Here is a 15,785-nt window from a genome sequence, read left to right on the forward strand (position 1 = left end):
GGGAAGGGGACCCCCTCCGCCGGCGCGGGAGGTGTTCCCCTTCCCCCCAAGCCCCCATCCCTTCCCCAGCGCGCTTTTATCAGGGGAAAAAGTCAGGAACATGAGGCGACCCTGCCCCCCTGGAGCATTTTGCCGTTGACACGGGCAAAATGCGGGGCGGCGGCACAGCCCCCACCCCGCCAGAAGTGAGCGGAAAGACCGCGTTTTTCCGCGAAACGCCAGACCATATGGTTGGGACCGTGAAACGGTGCAAACTGGAAATGCTCTCAAGACAAGTGGGACGTGTAGAAATTTTCTTGTCTTATTTATCGAAAGTATTTGTAAATTTGTATCCACAGCCCAAAACGTTTCCCGTCTGGAACGCTTCGCCTCTCATGCTATACGGCATGTCGTTTTACGAAAAAATACTGTTTTTCCGCCTAGTTCGAGTCTATCGGCACGGTGACGCAGCCCGTATGGCGCGGGAAGACGCTACGCAAAAAGTACTTTTTTTTGACAGCATTTTGGTATATAATCATCCATGTTGTTTGTTGATCCAGCAGCATCGCCTCCGACGCGGGCCTTGTCCGCGAGCGCATGTTTGCGCGGCGCTGCGGGATCATCCAGGAAAATCGGGGGAGGACCATCGTGAAAATCGCATCCGTCAAAGCACGCATTTTACTGGGGCTCATCATTCCGCTTCTCGTCATGGCGGGCGTCGTCGCCGGTGTCGCCATCTGGAAGATGCGTGACACCGCCCTGAGCGACTTTACCGCCAAATCCCAGCAGGAACTGGAACTGTTCGGATTCTACATCGACCAGATGCTCAACAACGCCACCTATACCGCCGAGGGCCTGGCGCGCTCCCCCGTGATCAAGAACAGCATGGGCAAATTCCCCACCTTCCGGGACAGCAAGCAGGACACGCCCTACAGATACGACGATCTTCCCCCTGACGCCAAAGCCGTCGCGACCGTGCTGCGCGACATGCAGCAGAGCAACCCCAATTATCGGGAAGTCTTCATCGGTTACAAGGACGGCGGCTACGCCATGTCTTTCGACGAGACGCTGGTCCCGGCGGGCACGGACATGTCCAAGCGCTCCTGGTATCTCTCCTGCACGGCCAGCCCTCAGGAATCCTCGCTGGGCGAAGTCTATCAGAACATCAAGGGCGACATGGTCGTCTGCACCACCACCAAGGTCAAGGACGAGAGCGGCCAGCTCATCGGCGTGCTCGGCATCGACCTCGCCCTGACCAATCTGACCGAGACCATCGGCAAAATGCGACTCGGCCAGAGCGGACGCTTTGTGCTTATTGAGCACACGGGACGCCTTATCTGCTCGCCCCATACGCCGGACCTCGTGGGCAAGGTCATCGGCAAGGACTTCCGCCATGAAGCCCTCGAACGCCTGCAGAACAACCCTGACGGCCTCTTCCGCATCACCCTCGGCAAGACCGATGTCATGGTCATGACCATCACCGCCCCCTGCGGCTGGAAAATGGCCTTCGTGGAAGATGTGGCCGAAATCTACGCCTCCGCCGATGAAGCCATGTTGACCATCGCCGTCGCCAGCCTGCTCATCACGCTGGCCATGATCGGCCTGGGCGCCGTGCTGGTGCGCTCCATCACCCGCCCGCTGGACCTGCTGGTCGGCTACGCCAACGAAGTGGCAGGCGGCAAGCTGGACGCCAACGTACAGGCCGGTCACTTCTTCGGCGAGCTGGCTCGCCTCCATCAGGCGCTTGAGGACATGCTCAACAATCTGCGCAAGTTCATCAGCGAATCCCGCCAGCAGGCCGAAGAGGCCCAGAAGCAGACCGAGATCGCCAAAAAGGCGGTGGAAGAGGCCGAAGAAGCCCGCAAGCGCGCGGAGAACGCCAAGCGGGAAGGCATGTTCAATGCCGCCAATCAGCTTGCCGACGCCGTGAGCATCATTTCCAGCACCTCCACCCAGCTCGCCCGCCAGGTGGAGGAATCCACCAGCGGCGCGGAACAGCAGGCCCACCGGGCCATGGAGACCGCCACGGCCATGAACGAGATGAACGCCACCGTACTGGAAGTGGCCAAGAACGCCGGTCAGGCGGCGGAGATGTCCAGCAACATGCGCCACTGCGCCGATGAGGGCGCGGACATCGTGCGGCAGGTGGTCAAGGGCATCGAAGATGTCCAGTCCATTTCCCTGACGCTCAAGGACGACATGGCCCAGCTCGGGGAGAACGCCCGTTCCATCACCCAGATCATGAGCGTCATCAGCGACATCGCGGACCAGACCAACCTGCTCGCCCTCAATGCCGCCATCGAGGCCGCCCGCGCCGGGGAAGCAGGACGCGGCTTCGCCGTGGTGGCCGACGAGGTCCGCAAGCTGGCCGAAAAGACCATGTCCTCGACCAGCGAAGTGGGCAACGCCATCAGCGCCATCCGCAACAGCACGGAAAAGTCCATCCGGCAGGTGGACGTGGCCGTGGAGAGCATCGCCCGCGTCACCGAACTCTCCACCAAGTCGGGACAGGCCCTGGAACAGATCGTCAGCATGGCCGAACAGTCCGCCGATGAAGTGCGCGCCATCGCCACAGCGGGCGAAGAACAGTCCGCCACCAGCGAAGAGATCAACCGCTCCATCGCTGACATCAACAATATCGCCACCGGCACCTCCAAGGCCATGCAGCAGGCGGCGCAGGCCATCACCGAACTGGCCCGGCAGGCGCGGCATCTCAACGAGGTCATCGAGGACATGAAGCGGGCCTGATGCCTGACCCTTCGCCTGTGCTGAAAACAAAAAAGCTCCTTCGGGAGCTTTTTTTCATGCGCTGTTCACCACATAGTCAGGGGAACGGCCCCGCCTGCTGTGACCCAGGGCCTGTTAACACTATTCGCTGTCTGTTTGGGGGGAAGGGAAACCCCTCCAGCGCCGGCGGCGACCGAAAGGCGGCCCGCAGACCGTGCCTGTCAGGGCCAGAAACACAAATCCCACAAACCATTTCAATGGATGAAGCAAGCAAGCTGGACACGCTCCGCTTGCCTTTGAGGGGCGGGGGCCGCGTGTCTCCGACTCTTCCCCTGATAAAGCATTTTCAGTTTGCAGCGTTTCGCGTTTCCCCCCATACGGCCTGTTGTTTCGCGGAAAAAGCGCGGTCATTCCGTTTGGTTGGGGATGGACGGCGCTGTGCCGCCGCCTCGCGTTTTGCCTTTGAAAAAGGCAAAACGCTCTAAAAGCGCGCTGGGGAAGGGATGGGGGGCTTGGGGGGAAGGGGAACACCTCCCGCGCAGGCGGAGGGGTTCCCCTTCCCCCCAACTACGCAGCGAATAGCATCAACAGGGCTAGGCGACGCAGGAGCCTTACAGGCATCGACAGCAGAGCGCGGCCGAAAGGCGGCCCGTAGGGCCGTGCCCGTTGCGACGAAGGAAGCTACGGGCATCGACAGCAGAGCGAGGGGTTCCCCTTCCCCCCAAAAAACCAAACAAGCCGCAAAATACTCTACCTACCTATCCCGCACAGACATGGCGGGAAAAGGACGGCGGAACGTCGGCGTTCTGGGCGACAGCGCGCAGGATATCGTCCATGACCACGAGGTCCCGCATACTGACGCCCTGCTGCCGGGCCTCGGCAAAGACCCTGCGTCGTGTATCGTCATCTCCCACGGCGGCGGCAAGATGGACGCAGGGCATGAGCAGGCGGGCGTCCTGCCGGGCGAGGTCCCGGAAGGCGGGCAGCGCGTCGGCCAGCAGGGCACGGGCTTCGTCGCCGCTGGAAAAGGAGAGCCACAGCCCCATGACGGGCAGATGCAGGGCGCGGTAGCGTCCCGTTGTCGGACGGCGTTGGTCCGCGTGCCGGAGCAGGGACTGTCCTATGGCCACGGCGGCGGCCGCAAGGGCCGTGCCCTGTCCGGCTTCGATGCGCCGCGAGACGCCGTGCAGGATGGCGGCCCCCTGCTCCACGTTCCCCCGTTGCAGACGCATGACCGCGGTCACAGCGTGCGGCAGCGGCGGAGCGGACGCCTCCGGCAGGCTGTCGTCCGGCAGCAGATCCGAAAAATTGAGCACGCCCAGCATGAGCGGCGAAGAGGGGACGCCGATCTCCAGACAATGCCGGACGGCCTCGCGCAGTTCGGCCGCCACGGCGGGGTGGTCGCCCTGACAGCGCTGGAGGGCGTGCGCCGCCCACACGGCCGCCAGCGGATCGCGCGGGGCGACCTTGCGGCGATGCCGCAAAAAGGCGATGCCCCAGGCGGCGGGCATACCGGCAAGGGCGTGCTGGAGGCGAAAGATCATGGCGTCCCGCGTTATGGGGCGCGTATAGTCGGCCCAGGACCGCAGACCGGCGCGCAGGATGGCAAGGCATACTCGCGGATCAGGCCCGCGGAGCGCATCATGCCATTGCTGGACGGCGGGCACGTTCTCGGGGTGCCACTGGGAAAAGGGCCGCCGCAGCAGGCGCAGCCAGTCCCGACAGTCCGTATAGGGGCTGTCGCCCTTGTCGATGACCACGGCATCGGCGGCGGGCGGCTCGTCGTCCAGGATGTGCCGCACGGCATCGCAGACGTACGGGACGGCCCGGCCGAAATTGAGGCTTTCCCTGTCGCGCAGGGCCCGTATGGCCCGCCGCATGGTCCCGTCGTCCGCCATTGCCCGCCGCATGGCCGCAATGGCCGCTTCGGGCGTGGAGGCCAGCCAGTAGTGTTCCTCGCGACGGGGCTGATCGGCGGCCTCGGCGTCCGGCTGGAAGAGCACGGCGGGCCGCAGCGTCGTGAAGGAATGGTTGCGCCAGACGCTGGAATAGTCCGTCAGCAGGACATCTGTCCGCAGCAGACTGTCCAGTCCGTCATCGCTGCACTCCACAAGGAGGCGCTTGTCCCGCCCGCGAAAATGTTCGCGCACGGCCCGCACCTGCGGGGCGTCACGCTGGCTTTCCAGCGGCCGCAGGACGAATTCCCAGCCGGGAAAGGCGCTGAAAAAACGTTCGATGAGCTCTATCCAGAGCTTGCCCAGCGCTTCCGCGCCGATGCCGCGCGGCAGCTTCCAGTGGGGGAAGAAGCTGGCGCGCCCGTACGGCCCGAGCCCCAGACGACGGGCGGCGGCGCACAGCAGATCGTTCTTGAGATACCCGGCGGGCAGCAGCGTCAGCGTCCTGCCCGCGCAGTGCTTGCAGAAATTGGGGAAAGCGCCATAGTCGAAGGGCGCGGCCTCGCGGGTGGGGGTGACGAGGTAGTCCGCCCAGTAGGAAAGCCGGTTGGGCATCCGCTCCGTGGGCGAGTGCGGCAGGATCATGGTCTTGCCGCGAAAATCCGCGGGCTTGGCCGTCAGGGTCAGCGTATTGGCGATGAGCAGGTCCGGGAAGGCGCTTTCCGCGAAAACGTGCGGATTCTCCACCCGGAACAGCCCTGCCCGTTTTGCCGGAGGCAACTGGCGGACATGCCGGGGCAACTGTTCCTTGCAGGTCAGGAAAAAGACGGTCCGCACGCCGCGCTGTTCCAGCGCATCCCGCAGGAGCAGCAGCAGGGCCGTATTGTCGTTGACGAGGGTCGTGGCCCACAGCCCCACGACTGGCCCCTGCCCTGCCGCACGCAAGGCTTCCAGTTCCTGACGGGACGCGATGAGCGGGATATCGTGCGCTTTCATGGCAAACCCTTTCGCGGAAGGCCGGGCCCCGGCGCGCGGGGCCTGTCCGGCCGCGACGCCGCCGACGGCCCGCGCGGGCGCGACGGCATGGCGGCTGTTTTCCGCATCGTCCTTGTGTGAGGCTGTCCCGGTCGGCGGGACGCATGTCCGGGCACGGCGCGACGGCGACGGAAGGGAACGCCGTCCCCGGCGGGGATATGGCCGGTGGACCGCCGCTCCGCCCGGTCGAAACCAAGCGGAAAAACCGCGTTTTTTCCGCGAAACACCAAGCCATATGGTTTGAAACGCAAAGCGTTTCAAACTGAAAATGCCCTAGGGCCTGTTAACACTAATTTTACAAATAATTTCAATATATAAGTCTATTGCCCGTACACGCTCCGCTTGCCATAGAGGCGGGGTTACCGCGTGTCCCTGGCTCTTCCCCCGGTAAAAGCGCGCTGGGGAAGGGATGGGGGGCCGGGGGGACAAAGCAAAATCAGCCTGTGCACTCCGCTCGCCCTTGGCAGGAGGCTCACCCCGCGTCCCTGTTCCCTCCCCCGATAAAAGCGCGCTGGGGAAGGGATGGGGGGCCTGGGGGGAAGGGGAACCCCTCCAGCGCCGGCGGAGGGGTTCCCCTTCCCCCCAGTCGGGCCGTGCCCGTTAGGCGACGCAGGAGCCTTACAGGCATCGACAGCAGAACGCGACCGAAAGGCGGCCCGCAGGGCCGTGCCTGTTAGACGACGCAGGAGCCTTACAGGCATCGACAGCAGAGCGAGGGGTTCCCCTTCCCCCCCAAACAGACAGCGAATAGTATTAACAGGCCCTGGGGGCGGGACGCATCATCCCGCCCGCCGTGAGCCATCTTTTCGCGGACGGCGCTCATGCCTTGGCGGCGGCCGTCCGTCAGGCAGCCGACAGAGCATTTCCCCGCGGGGATGCCCTAGCTTTCCAGAAAGACCCAGTGCAGCAGCCGCTTGTGCACCCGCAGGCGATTCTCCGCCTGCAGCAGCAACAGTGAACGCGGGCTGAGCGCAAGGCCCTTCTCGACGCCGATGGCGCGTATGGGCTGGGAGCCGAGCAGCACATGGGCCTGCGGGGCGGCCTTTTCCATGAGCTTTTCCGTGATGCGCCAGTGCGGTTCGTCGTGGACATCCAGCTCGCTGCGGCACCCGGCAAAGAGGTAATCCACTCCGGCGGCCGCCTCTTCCGGCGTCTCCACGACATCCACCTTGACGCCGTGGCGGGCCGCCGCCCGCAGGACAGGCTCCCTGTCGTTGCGCGGCGGCAGGGCGACCTGGAGGCTGTAGGGGAAATACTGCATGGCCTCGATGAGGGAGAAGAGCGTGCCGTTGGTGCAGCCTATCCAGCCGACGCGCACCTTCGAGAGATCATCCCTGGAATACTTGAGCATACAAGCGATGTCCGCCAGCGCGTGCGCCGGATGCCCGTCGGGGCTGCCGGCATTGATCACCGGGAACTCCACTTCCACCTCCCGCTTTTCCCAGATGCGGGCCGGGAAGCCGTAGAGGTACATGCAGTCCACATAATAGTTGATGACGCCCATGAGCTGGTGCTGATGCTGATCCAGCTCCTCGCGCCACTCGCCGCTGGTCCCCTGATAAAGGGTGGAGCCGCCCATCTGGCGCACGGCGGCCGTGATGCAGAGCCGTTCCGGCAGGGATTCCTGCGCGAAGAGCAGCATGGCCATGCGCTCGGTCATGAAATCGGTATGCGAACGAGCATCAGGGATACCGCGCGCCTGCTGCACCAGCAGCCAGCTCCCCGATTCCCCCAGATCCTGCAGAGTCAGAACATGTCGTGCCATAGACCCTCACCTCCATTGGGAGTTGACGACTCTTGACCATAGCAATGCCGGGACATGCTGTCCAGTAACGAAAAAGCTCCCGCTATTCCGACGCCCTGTCCCGCCGTTTCCCCCTCCGTGGGGCGCACTTGTCGGTCAGCGCAAATCCTTATATAATATCAGGTCATTTTATCGCGGAGGGAGTATGCGCGCATTCATCTTCGATCTGGACGGCACCCTGCTGGATACCCTGCTGGATATCGGCAATGCCTGCAACGCCATGCTTGCGGCCCACGGCTACCCCACGCATCCGGCGGAAGCCTACCGGCGGATGGTGGGCAACGGCTTCGGCAAACTGGTGCGGCGCGCCCTGCCGGGCGATGCGCTGGAACGCCTGCGGGCGCAATGTCCCGACGAGCGGGCCGTGGACGCGCTGGTGGACGAGACCCGCGCCATCTATGCCGCCCACCTCAATGACGCCACCCGCCCCTACGAGGGGATGCCCGAAGCCCTGCGGGAACTCGCCGCCCGGGACATGCGTCTGGCCGTCTTTTCCAACAAGCCGGACGAATACACCCGCGCGCTCATGGACGCGCACTTCCCCGGCGTCTTTTCCGTGGTGCGCGGGGCACGCCCGGACACCCCCCTCAAGCCCGACCCGGCAGGCGCCCTTGTCGTGGCGGCCGACCTCGGCACATCCCCCGCGCAGTGCTTTTATGTCGGGGACAGCGACGTGGACATGCTCACGGCCCGCCATGCGGGCATGACCGGCGTCGGCGTGGCCTGGGGCTTCCGCGGTCTGGAAGAGGTCCGGGAGGCGGGAGCCGCCCGCCTCGTCCGGCATCCCGGCGATCTGCCTTCCCTGCTGGAAAACTGATGGAGAGGAGATGACGATGCAACGCCCCATCATCGAAATCGACGAGGAAAAATGCGACGGCTGCGGCCAGTGCGTGCTGGACTGCGCCGAAGGCGCGCTGGCCGTCATCGACGGCAAGGCCCGCCTGATCAGCGACGCCTATTGCGACGGTCTCGGCGCCTGCCTCAACTGCCCGCGCGGCGCGCTGCGCATCGTGACCCGCGAAGCCCCGGCCTTTGACGAGGCCGCCGCCCTCGCGGCCAAGGCCGCCCGGGAAGGCCGCCCGGCCGGGACCACCGCCGGACACGGCTGCCCCGGCAGCGCCCCGCGCAGCCTCTCGCCCCTCCTGTCCGCGCGGGACGCATCGACCGGTCAGGACGCCTCCCCGCTCTCGCCGCAGGCCCGGACAGCCACCTGGCCCCTGCAGCTTCGCCTCGTGACGCCGTCCGCGCCCTATCTGCGCGGGGCGCGCCTGCTGCTGGCCGCCCATTGCGCGGGCTTCTGCCTGCCCGATCTGCACCGCGACTGGCTGGACGGCCGCGTGGCGCTCATCGCCTGTCCCAAGCTGGACGACAGCCGCGAATACCTGCAAAAGCTGACCGACATCCTCGCGGCCAATGCCGTGCGGGACATCACCGTCCTGAGCATGAGCGTCCCCTGCTGCGGCGGGCTGGACATGCTGGCGCAGAAGGCCCTTGCGGCCGCGGGCGTCAGCGTGCCCCTGTACAGCCATACGGTGCGTCTGGGATAAGTCCTCCCGCAAGACTTGACAAAACATAGTTGCTGACTATGTTTTTACCGAAAGCACATACAACCCAACGAGATTCCCATGCCCATTCAGATTCCTGCCGACCTCCCTGCCCGCCTCGCCCTGGAAAACGAAAACATTTTCGTCATGACCGAGGAGCGTGCCGAACGGCAGGACATTCGTCCGCTGGAGATCGTCATCGTCAACCTGATGCCCACCAAGATCGCCACCGAGACGCAGCTCCTGCGCCTGCTGGGCAACTCGCCGCTCCAGGTGAACATCACCCTCTTGCGGACGGCCCAGCATGAGTCCAAGAACACGCCGCTCGTGCATCTGGAACGCTTCTACCGCACCTTCGACGAGATCCGCCATCGCCGTTTCGACGGCATGGTGGTCACGGGCGCGCCGGTGGAGCATCTGCCGTTCGAGGCCGTGGACTACTGGCAGGAACTGCTGGACATCATGCAGTACGCCGCGGACAACGTCTATTCCACGCTCTACATCTGCTGGGCGGCGCAGGCGGCGCTCTACCATTTTTACGGCGTGCCCAAGTACGACCTGCCGTCCAAGCGCTTCGGCGTGTTCCGGCATCAGGTGCGGCAGACCTCCTGCCGCCTCTTCCGGGGCTTCGACGACGATTTCCCCGCGCCGCATTCCCGCCATACGGAAGTGCGCAGCGAGGACGTACGCAAGATCCCCGACCTGCGGATACTGGCCGAATCGGACGAGGCGGGGCTGACGCTGGTGGAGCGGGTGGACCATGCGCAGGTCTTCATGACCGGCCATCTGGAATACGACCGCGGCACGCTGGATGCCGAATACCGGCGCGACCGCCTGCGCGGCATGGACACGCCGCCGCCGCTGCACTACTACCCGGACGAGGACCCGGACAGACTGCCGCTCATGACCTGGCGGGCACATGCCCACCTCTTTTACAGCAACTGGCTCAATTATTACGTCTATCAGGGCACTCCCTTCGATTTCACCAGGGAAAGCCCCAAACAGTCCTGAGGGGGACGCCATGCGCTTTTCCACCCGCACCCGCTACGGTCTGCGCTTCCTGCTGCGGCTCGCCCAGCAGCCGGACGGAGCGCTGGTACATCTGGGACAGATCGCCCGGGAGGAGAACATCTCCTCCGGCTATCTGGAACAGATCGTGCGCGCCCTCAAGCCCGTCGATATCCTCTTCGCGGTGCGGGGTTCGGGCGGCGGCTATCGTCTGGCCCGCCCGGCCTCGCAGATCAATCTGGAAGAGGTCTTTGCCCAGCTGGAAGGGGAGATCTCCCCGGTCTCCTGCCTGACGGGCGGCAAACACTGCAAACGGCAGGACAGTTGCTCTTCGCGGCTGTTCTGGCACGAACTGGATGAACATGTGAGGAAGTTCCTGCGGGAACGCACGCTGCAGGATATCCTCGACGCCGAAAAGGCTTCCTGAAGCGGAACGCACCAGGGCCTGTTAACACTCTTCGCTGTCTGCTTGGGGGGAAGGGGGACCCCTCGCTCCGCTGTCGATGCCCGTAAGGCTCCCGCGTCGCCTAGCCCTGATGCTATTCGCTGCGTAGTTGGGGGGAAGGGGAACCCCTCCGCCGGCGCTGGAGGGGTTCCCCTTCCCCCCAAGCCCCCCATCCCTTCCCCAGCGCGCTTTTACCGGGGGAAGAGTCAGGGACGCGAGGCGGCGGGACAACGCCGCCCGGCCCGAAGCGAGCGGACAGACCACGCGCCTGCCGCGAACGACAGGCCGTATGGTTTGGAACGCAAGGCGTTTCAAACGGAAAATGCTCTACTGAAAAAATGCTCCAACGCTCGGAGGATATAACCATGTGGAATTATACCGACGCCGTTCATGATCATTTCCTGCATCCCCGCAATGCCGGTCCCCTGGCCGACGCCAACGCCATCGGTGAGGTGGGCAGTCTGGCCTGCGGCGACGCGCTCAAGCTCTATCTCCGCATCAACGACCAGGGCATCATCGAGGATGCCGGTTTCGAGACCTTCGGCTGCGCCAGCGCCATCGCGTCCAGCTCCGTGCTGACGGAACTGGTCAAGGGCATGTCCGTGGACGAGGCCGTCAAGCTGACCAACAAGGACATCGCCAACGCCCTCGGCGGCCTGCCCAAGGAAAAGATGCACTGCTCCGTCATGGGGGCCGAAGCGCTGGAGGCCGCCATCCGTCAGTGGAAGGGGGAACCGGCCGTCCCCCACGCCCACGAAGAGGGCAAGCTCGTCTGCAAGTGCTTCGGCGTGACCGATGCCCAGATCCTGCGCGCCATCCGTGAGAACGGCCTCAGGACCGTGGAGGAGATCACCAATTACACCAAGGCCGGCGGCGCCTGCGGCGACTGCCTCGACCAGATCGCGGAGATCCTGGCCGACGAGCTGCGCAGCCCCCGCCTTGTGGAGATCGCCCCCAGGCCCCGCCTGACCAACGTGCAGCGTATGCAGCGCGTCATGAAGGTCATCGACGAGGAGATCCGGCCCCAGCTCGAGGCCGACGGCGGCACCATCGAACTGGTGGACGTGGACGGCAAGCGGGTGCTGGTCAATCTGGGCGGCCGCTGCGCCCAGTGCCGGGCCAGCGCCGTCACCCTGCACGACCTCGTGCAGCGCACCCTGCGCGAACAGGTGGAAGACGACATCATCGTGGAGGAAGCCTAGCCATGAAGACCATCTACCTCGACAACAACGCCACCACCGCCGTGGCCCCCGAAGTACGGGACGCCATGCTGCCCTATCTGGGCGAACTCTACGGCAACCCCTCCTCCATGCACAGCTTCGGCGGCCAGGTCGCCGGGGCCGTGGACGAGGCCCGTCAGCGGGTGGCCCGCCTGCTCGGCGCGCGGCCCGATGAGATCATCTTTACCTCCTGCGGCTCGGAAAGCGACAACGCCGCCTTCTGGAGCGCCCTGCAGACCCAGCCGGAAAAGCGGCGCATCATCACCACCCGCGTGGAGCATCCCGCCATCCTCAATGTGGCCCAGTACTGGGAGCGGCAAGGCTATCACGTCACCTATCTGCCCGTGGACGACAAGTGCCGTCTCGACCTCGACGCCTACGCCGACGCCCTGCGCGAGGACACCGCGCTGGTCAGTATCATGTGCGCCAACAACGAGGTGGGGACCATCTACCCCGTCGAGGAGATGGCCCGCATGGCCGCGGAAAGGGGCGTGCTCTTCCATACCGACGCCGTGCAGGCCGTGGGCAAGGTGCCGCTGGATCTGGACAGCTCGGCCATCGGTATGCTCTCCCTCTCAGGGCACAAGCTCCATGCCCCCAAGGGTATCGGCGTCCTCTACGTCCGCAAGGGCGTCCGCTTCCGTCCCCTGCTGCGCGGCGGGCATCAGGAACATGGCCGCCGTGCCGGGACGGAGAACGTGCCCTACATCATCGGGCTGGGCATGGCCGCACAGCTCGCCGCCGACCACATGGAGCGGGAACGTACCGACGTCGCCCGCCTGCGGGACAAGCTGGAACAGGGCCTGCTGGCGGCCATCCCGGACTGCCGCGTCAACGGCGATACGGAACGCCGCCTGCCCAATACCACCAACATCGCGTTCAAGAACGTGGAAGGCGAGGCCATCCTGCTCATGCTCGACCGGCTGGGCATCTGCGCCAGCTCCGGATCGGCCTGTACGTCCGGCAGCCTCGAGCCTTCGCATGTGCTGCGGGCCATGGGCGTGCCCTTCACCTTCGCCCACGGCTCGGTGCGCTTCTCCCTCTCGCGGTACACCACCGAAGAGGAAGTGGACTTCACCGTACAGCACCTGCCGTCCGTCATCGAGACCCTGCGCAAGATCTCTCCCTTCAAGGGATAGGGACTGCTGTACCATAGCGGGTCACTTTGGGGGGGAGGGGGTCCCCTTCCCCCCAAACCCCCTATCCCTTCCCCAGCGCGCTTTCATTGCGTTTGCCGTTGAAAACGGCGAAACGCGAGACGGCGGCACAGCGCCGCCCGGCTCAAAAGAAGCGGGATGACCGCGTTTTTCCGCGAAGCGACAGGCCGCCGCGGGTTTGTGACGCGAAGCGTTGCAAACGGAAGCTGCCTGAGAGGAAGGGGCAGGGAAGGGACCCACGTCCACCCCGCCCAAATAGTTTGTAAGATTTGTGGTGAAACGCTCTTGCCCGCACGCGGGCCTCTCCCGCACGAGGACGCCATGAAGCAATGTATGGACGCCGAAAAGCTGCATCGCCGCATCGGCAAGCTCATCGGACAGCTCAAGGCCATCGACCAGATGATCGACAGGGATGTCCCCTGTGAAGACGTGCTCATGCAGATCAACGCCGTCAAGGGCGCGCTGCACAAGGTCGGCCAGATCATCCTGGAAGGCCACCTGCAGCACTGCGTGCGCGACGGCATCGAGCATGGCGACGCCGACGCCACCATAGCCGCCTTTGCCAAGGCCATCGACCACTTTGCCCGCCGCAGCTGACCCGCCCTTTTTTTTGCCCGCGCTTGACTACCCATACCCCTATGGGTATAGTTCCTCCCGAATGAATTTGGTTTTCAATTCTCGGCAAGGAGGACACCATGCTGACAGGAGTACGGCAATGGCTGCGGGAGGAGCCGCGGCAGGCGGCGGCGCTGGGCGCGTCCGCATTGGCGCTGACACTGAGTTTCCTTGGCGTGCGTATCGGCTGGCTGGACCCGGCCTGGCTGGCGGTCCTGCTCTGCGGCGTGCCCATCCTCCGCGAAGGCGCGGAGGGGCTCTTCACCCGTTTCGACATCCGCGCGGACGTGCTGGTGTCGCTGGCGCTGGTGGCCTCCGTCATCATCGGGGAGATCTTTGCCGCGGGCGAGGTGGCGTTCATCATGCAGCTCGGCGCGCTGCTGGAAGAGCGCACCGTGGCGCGGGCGCGGGCAGGCATCGAACGGCTCGTGCATCTTCGTCCGCGCACGGCCCGTCGTCTGGCCGAGGACGGCGCGGAAAGCGTCATCCCGGCCGAAGCCGTACAGGCGGGCGATACGCTGCGCGTGCTCCCCGGCGAGACCATCCCCGTGGACGGCCTCATCCTTTCCGGCCAGACGGCCATCGACCAATCGGTCATGACCGGGGAATCCCTGCCTGTGGACAAGGGACCCGGCGACGAGGTCAGCAGCGGCACGGTCAACCAGTTCGGCGCGTTCGACATGCGCGCCGTCAGGGTGGGCGAGGACAGCGCGCTGCAACGCATGATCCGTCTCGTGCAGTCCGCGGACGCGGGCAAGGCCCGCATCGTGCGTCTGGCCGACCGCTGGGCCACCTGGATCGTGCTGACGGCCCTGCTCGCGGCGGCGGGGACCTGGCTCGTCACCGGGGAAGCGCTGCGGGCCGTGACCATCCTTGTGGTCTTTTGTCCCTGCGCGCTGGTGCTGGCCACGCCGACGGCCATCATGGCCGCCATCGGCAACGCCACGCGGCACGGCGTGCTCGTCAAGGAAGGGGACGCGCTGGAACGGCTGGCCCGCGTGCGGACGGTGGCTTTCGACAAGACGGGCACCCTCACCTTCGGCACGCCCGGCGTTGTCCGTGTGCACAGCGCCCTGCCCGACCTGACGCCCGATGAGCTGTTGCGCCTGACCGCCTCGGCGGAACAGCGCTCCGAGCATCCGCTGGGCAAGGCCATCGTGCGCCATTTCCGCGCAACTGCGGCAAAGGCCGCGCCGGTGGAGGACTTCCACATGCTGCCGGGTCGTGGGGTGAGCGCGCGCTGCGACGGCAGACAGGTGCTGGCGGGCAATGCCGCCCTGCTGTCCGGGCACGGCATCAGCCTGCCGCCGGAACTGGAAGCGGAAGCGCGGGCGGCCCTGGGGCAGGGCCAGTCCCTCGTCTATGTGGCGCTGGACGGCAAGGCGGCCGGACTGGTGGCGCTGGCCGACCAGCTGCGGCCCACGGCGGGACAGACGCTCGCCGGGCTTCGCCGTTGCGGCGTGGAGACCGTCCTGCTGACCGGCGACAGCGACGCCGCCGCGCAGTCCGTGGCCCGACAGCTCCCGCTGGCTGACGTGCGCGCCCACTGCCTGCCGGAGGACAAGCTCCGCTGGATACGGCAACAGGAAGCGCAGGGACGGCCCGTCTGCATGATCGGTGACGGCATCAACGACGCTCCGGCCCTCAAGACGGCCCTGGTGGGAGTGGCGATGGGCGGCGCGGGCAGCGACATCGCCGTGGAAGCGGCGGACATGGCGCTCGTCCAGGACGACATCCGCGAGCTGCCGCACATCTTCGCCCTCGCACGACGCACGATGCGCACCATAACCTGCAACCTCAGCTTCTCCATGCTGCTCAACTTCGCGGCCATCTTCCTGGCCATGGGCGGCCTGCTCTCCCCGGTGAGCGGCGCGCTGGTGCATAATGCCGGTTCGGTGCTGGTCATCGTCAATTCCGCCCTGCTCCTGCACTGGCAGGCGCGGGACAGGGGCTGAAACGTCATTTTTCCTCTTTTCCGTCGCTGGCTGGCGACTGTTGCCCAGCATCTGGGGGTGGTCGCCTTCCGGCGGGTATATTCTCCTTTTCCTGTCGCTGGCTTACGGCTGTTGCCCGGCGTCCGGGCGTGGTAGCCTGCGCGGCTGGCGGCAGGGGGTGAGAGGGGCAAGCCCCTCTACACCCCCTACGACCCCTGTACACCCCTGTCCGCGTGGCGGAGGGCGTCCCTGTCGCATGACGTGTACCCTGTCCGCCGCTCGCCGCAGGGGGCAGTCGGCGCGGAGCGAGGCTTGTTTCCTTTTTTTCTTCCTTTCGCTGGCTGGCGGCTGTTGCCCGGCGTCCGGGCGTGGTAGCCTGCGCGGCTGGCGGCAGGGGGTGAGAGGGGCAAGCCCCTCTACAC

General features: G+C 65.4%; 11 protein-coding genes. 9 read left to right on the forward strand and 2 right to left on the reverse strand.

The annotated features are described in order from the left end of the window. The first annotated feature begins 627 nt into the window (after positions 1–627). Positions 628–2,727: a methyl-accepting chemotaxis protein gene (locus Q0K00_RS08520; protein WP_297228554.1), complete on the forward strand. Its 2,100-nt coding sequence runs from the start codon at positions 628–630 to the stop codon at positions 2,725–2,727. A 737-nt stretch (positions 2,728–3,464) separates the two neighbouring features. Here the strand turns inward: Q0K00_RS08520 and Q0K00_RS08525 are convergent. Both Q0K00_RS08525 and Q0K00_RS08530 read right to left on the reverse strand, forming a co-directional pair. Continuing rightward, entirely contained in the window at positions 3,465–5,597 is a 2,133-nt protein-coding gene (locus Q0K00_RS08525) for a hypothetical protein (RefSeq protein ID WP_297228556.1), read from the reverse strand. A gap of 919 nt (positions 5,598–6,516) precedes the next feature. Further along, positions 6,517–7,401 (reverse strand): ornithine carbamoyltransferase, encoded by an 885-nt coding sequence (locus Q0K00_RS08530; RefSeq protein WP_297228558.1) that lies wholly within the window; start codon positions 7,399–7,401, stop codon positions 6,517–6,519. Positions 7,402–7,585: 184 nt separating this feature from the next. On the opposite strand from Q0K00_RS08530, the gene Q0K00_RS08535 reads away from it, so the two are divergent. The 8 genes from Q0K00_RS08535 (at position 7,586) to Q0K00_RS08570 (ending at position 15,384) form a co-directional block, all read left to right on the forward strand. Further along, positions 7,586–8,257, forward strand: coding sequence for an HAD family hydrolase (locus Q0K00_RS08535; RefSeq protein WP_297228560.1), 672 nt, complete (start codon positions 7,586–7,588; stop codon positions 8,255–8,257). Positions 8,258–8,273: 16 nt separating this feature from the next. Then, positions 8,274–8,987, forward strand: a complete 714-nt coding sequence (locus tag Q0K00_RS08540; protein WP_297228563.1) for a ferredoxin — start codon at positions 8,274–8,276, stop codon at positions 8,985–8,987. Between the two features lie 78 nt (positions 8,988–9,065). Then, positions 9,066–9,995, forward strand: coding sequence for a homoserine O-succinyltransferase (metA, locus tag Q0K00_RS08545; protein WP_297228565.1), 930 nt, complete (start codon positions 9,066–9,068; stop codon positions 9,993–9,995). Between the two features lie 10 nt (positions 9,996–10,005). After that, a complete protein-coding gene (locus tag Q0K00_RS08550) occupies positions 10,006–10,419 on the forward strand; it encodes an Rrf2 family transcriptional regulator (RefSeq protein ID WP_297228566.1) in 414 nt (137 codons plus the stop codon). Positions 10,420–10,802: 383 nt separating this feature from the next. Next, positions 10,803–11,639: a Fe-S cluster assembly protein NifU gene (gene nifU / locus Q0K00_RS08555; RefSeq protein ID WP_297228568.1), complete on the forward strand. Its 837-nt coding sequence runs from the start codon at positions 10,803–10,805 to the stop codon at positions 11,637–11,639. Between the two features lie 2 nt (positions 11,640–11,641). Further along, positions 11,642–12,796: a cysteine desulfurase NifS gene (gene nifS, locus Q0K00_RS08560; RefSeq protein WP_297228570.1), complete on the forward strand. Its 1,155-nt coding sequence runs from the start codon at positions 11,642–11,644 to the stop codon at positions 12,794–12,796. A 339-nt stretch (positions 12,797–13,135) separates the two neighbouring features. After that, complete coding sequence (locus Q0K00_RS08565) at positions 13,136–13,411, forward strand: metal-sensing transcriptional repressor (protein WP_297228572.1); 276 nt, start codon at positions 13,136–13,138, stop codon at positions 13,409–13,411. Positions 13,412–13,509: 98 nt separating this feature from the next. Continuing rightward, positions 13,510–15,384 carry a cation-translocating P-type ATPase gene (locus tag Q0K00_RS08570; protein ID WP_297228574.1) on the forward strand — a complete coding sequence of 625 codons (1,875 nt, stop codon included), beginning with the start codon at positions 13,510–13,512 and terminating at the stop codon, positions 15,382–15,384. The last annotated feature ends 401 nt before the right edge of the window (positions 15,385–15,785 follow it).

The sequence above is a fragment of the uncultured Desulfovibrio sp. genome, from assembly GCF_944327235.1.
In the GTDB taxonomy this organism is placed as follows: domain Bacteria; phylum Desulfobacterota; class Desulfovibrionia; order Desulfovibrionales; family Desulfovibrionaceae; genus Desulfovibrio.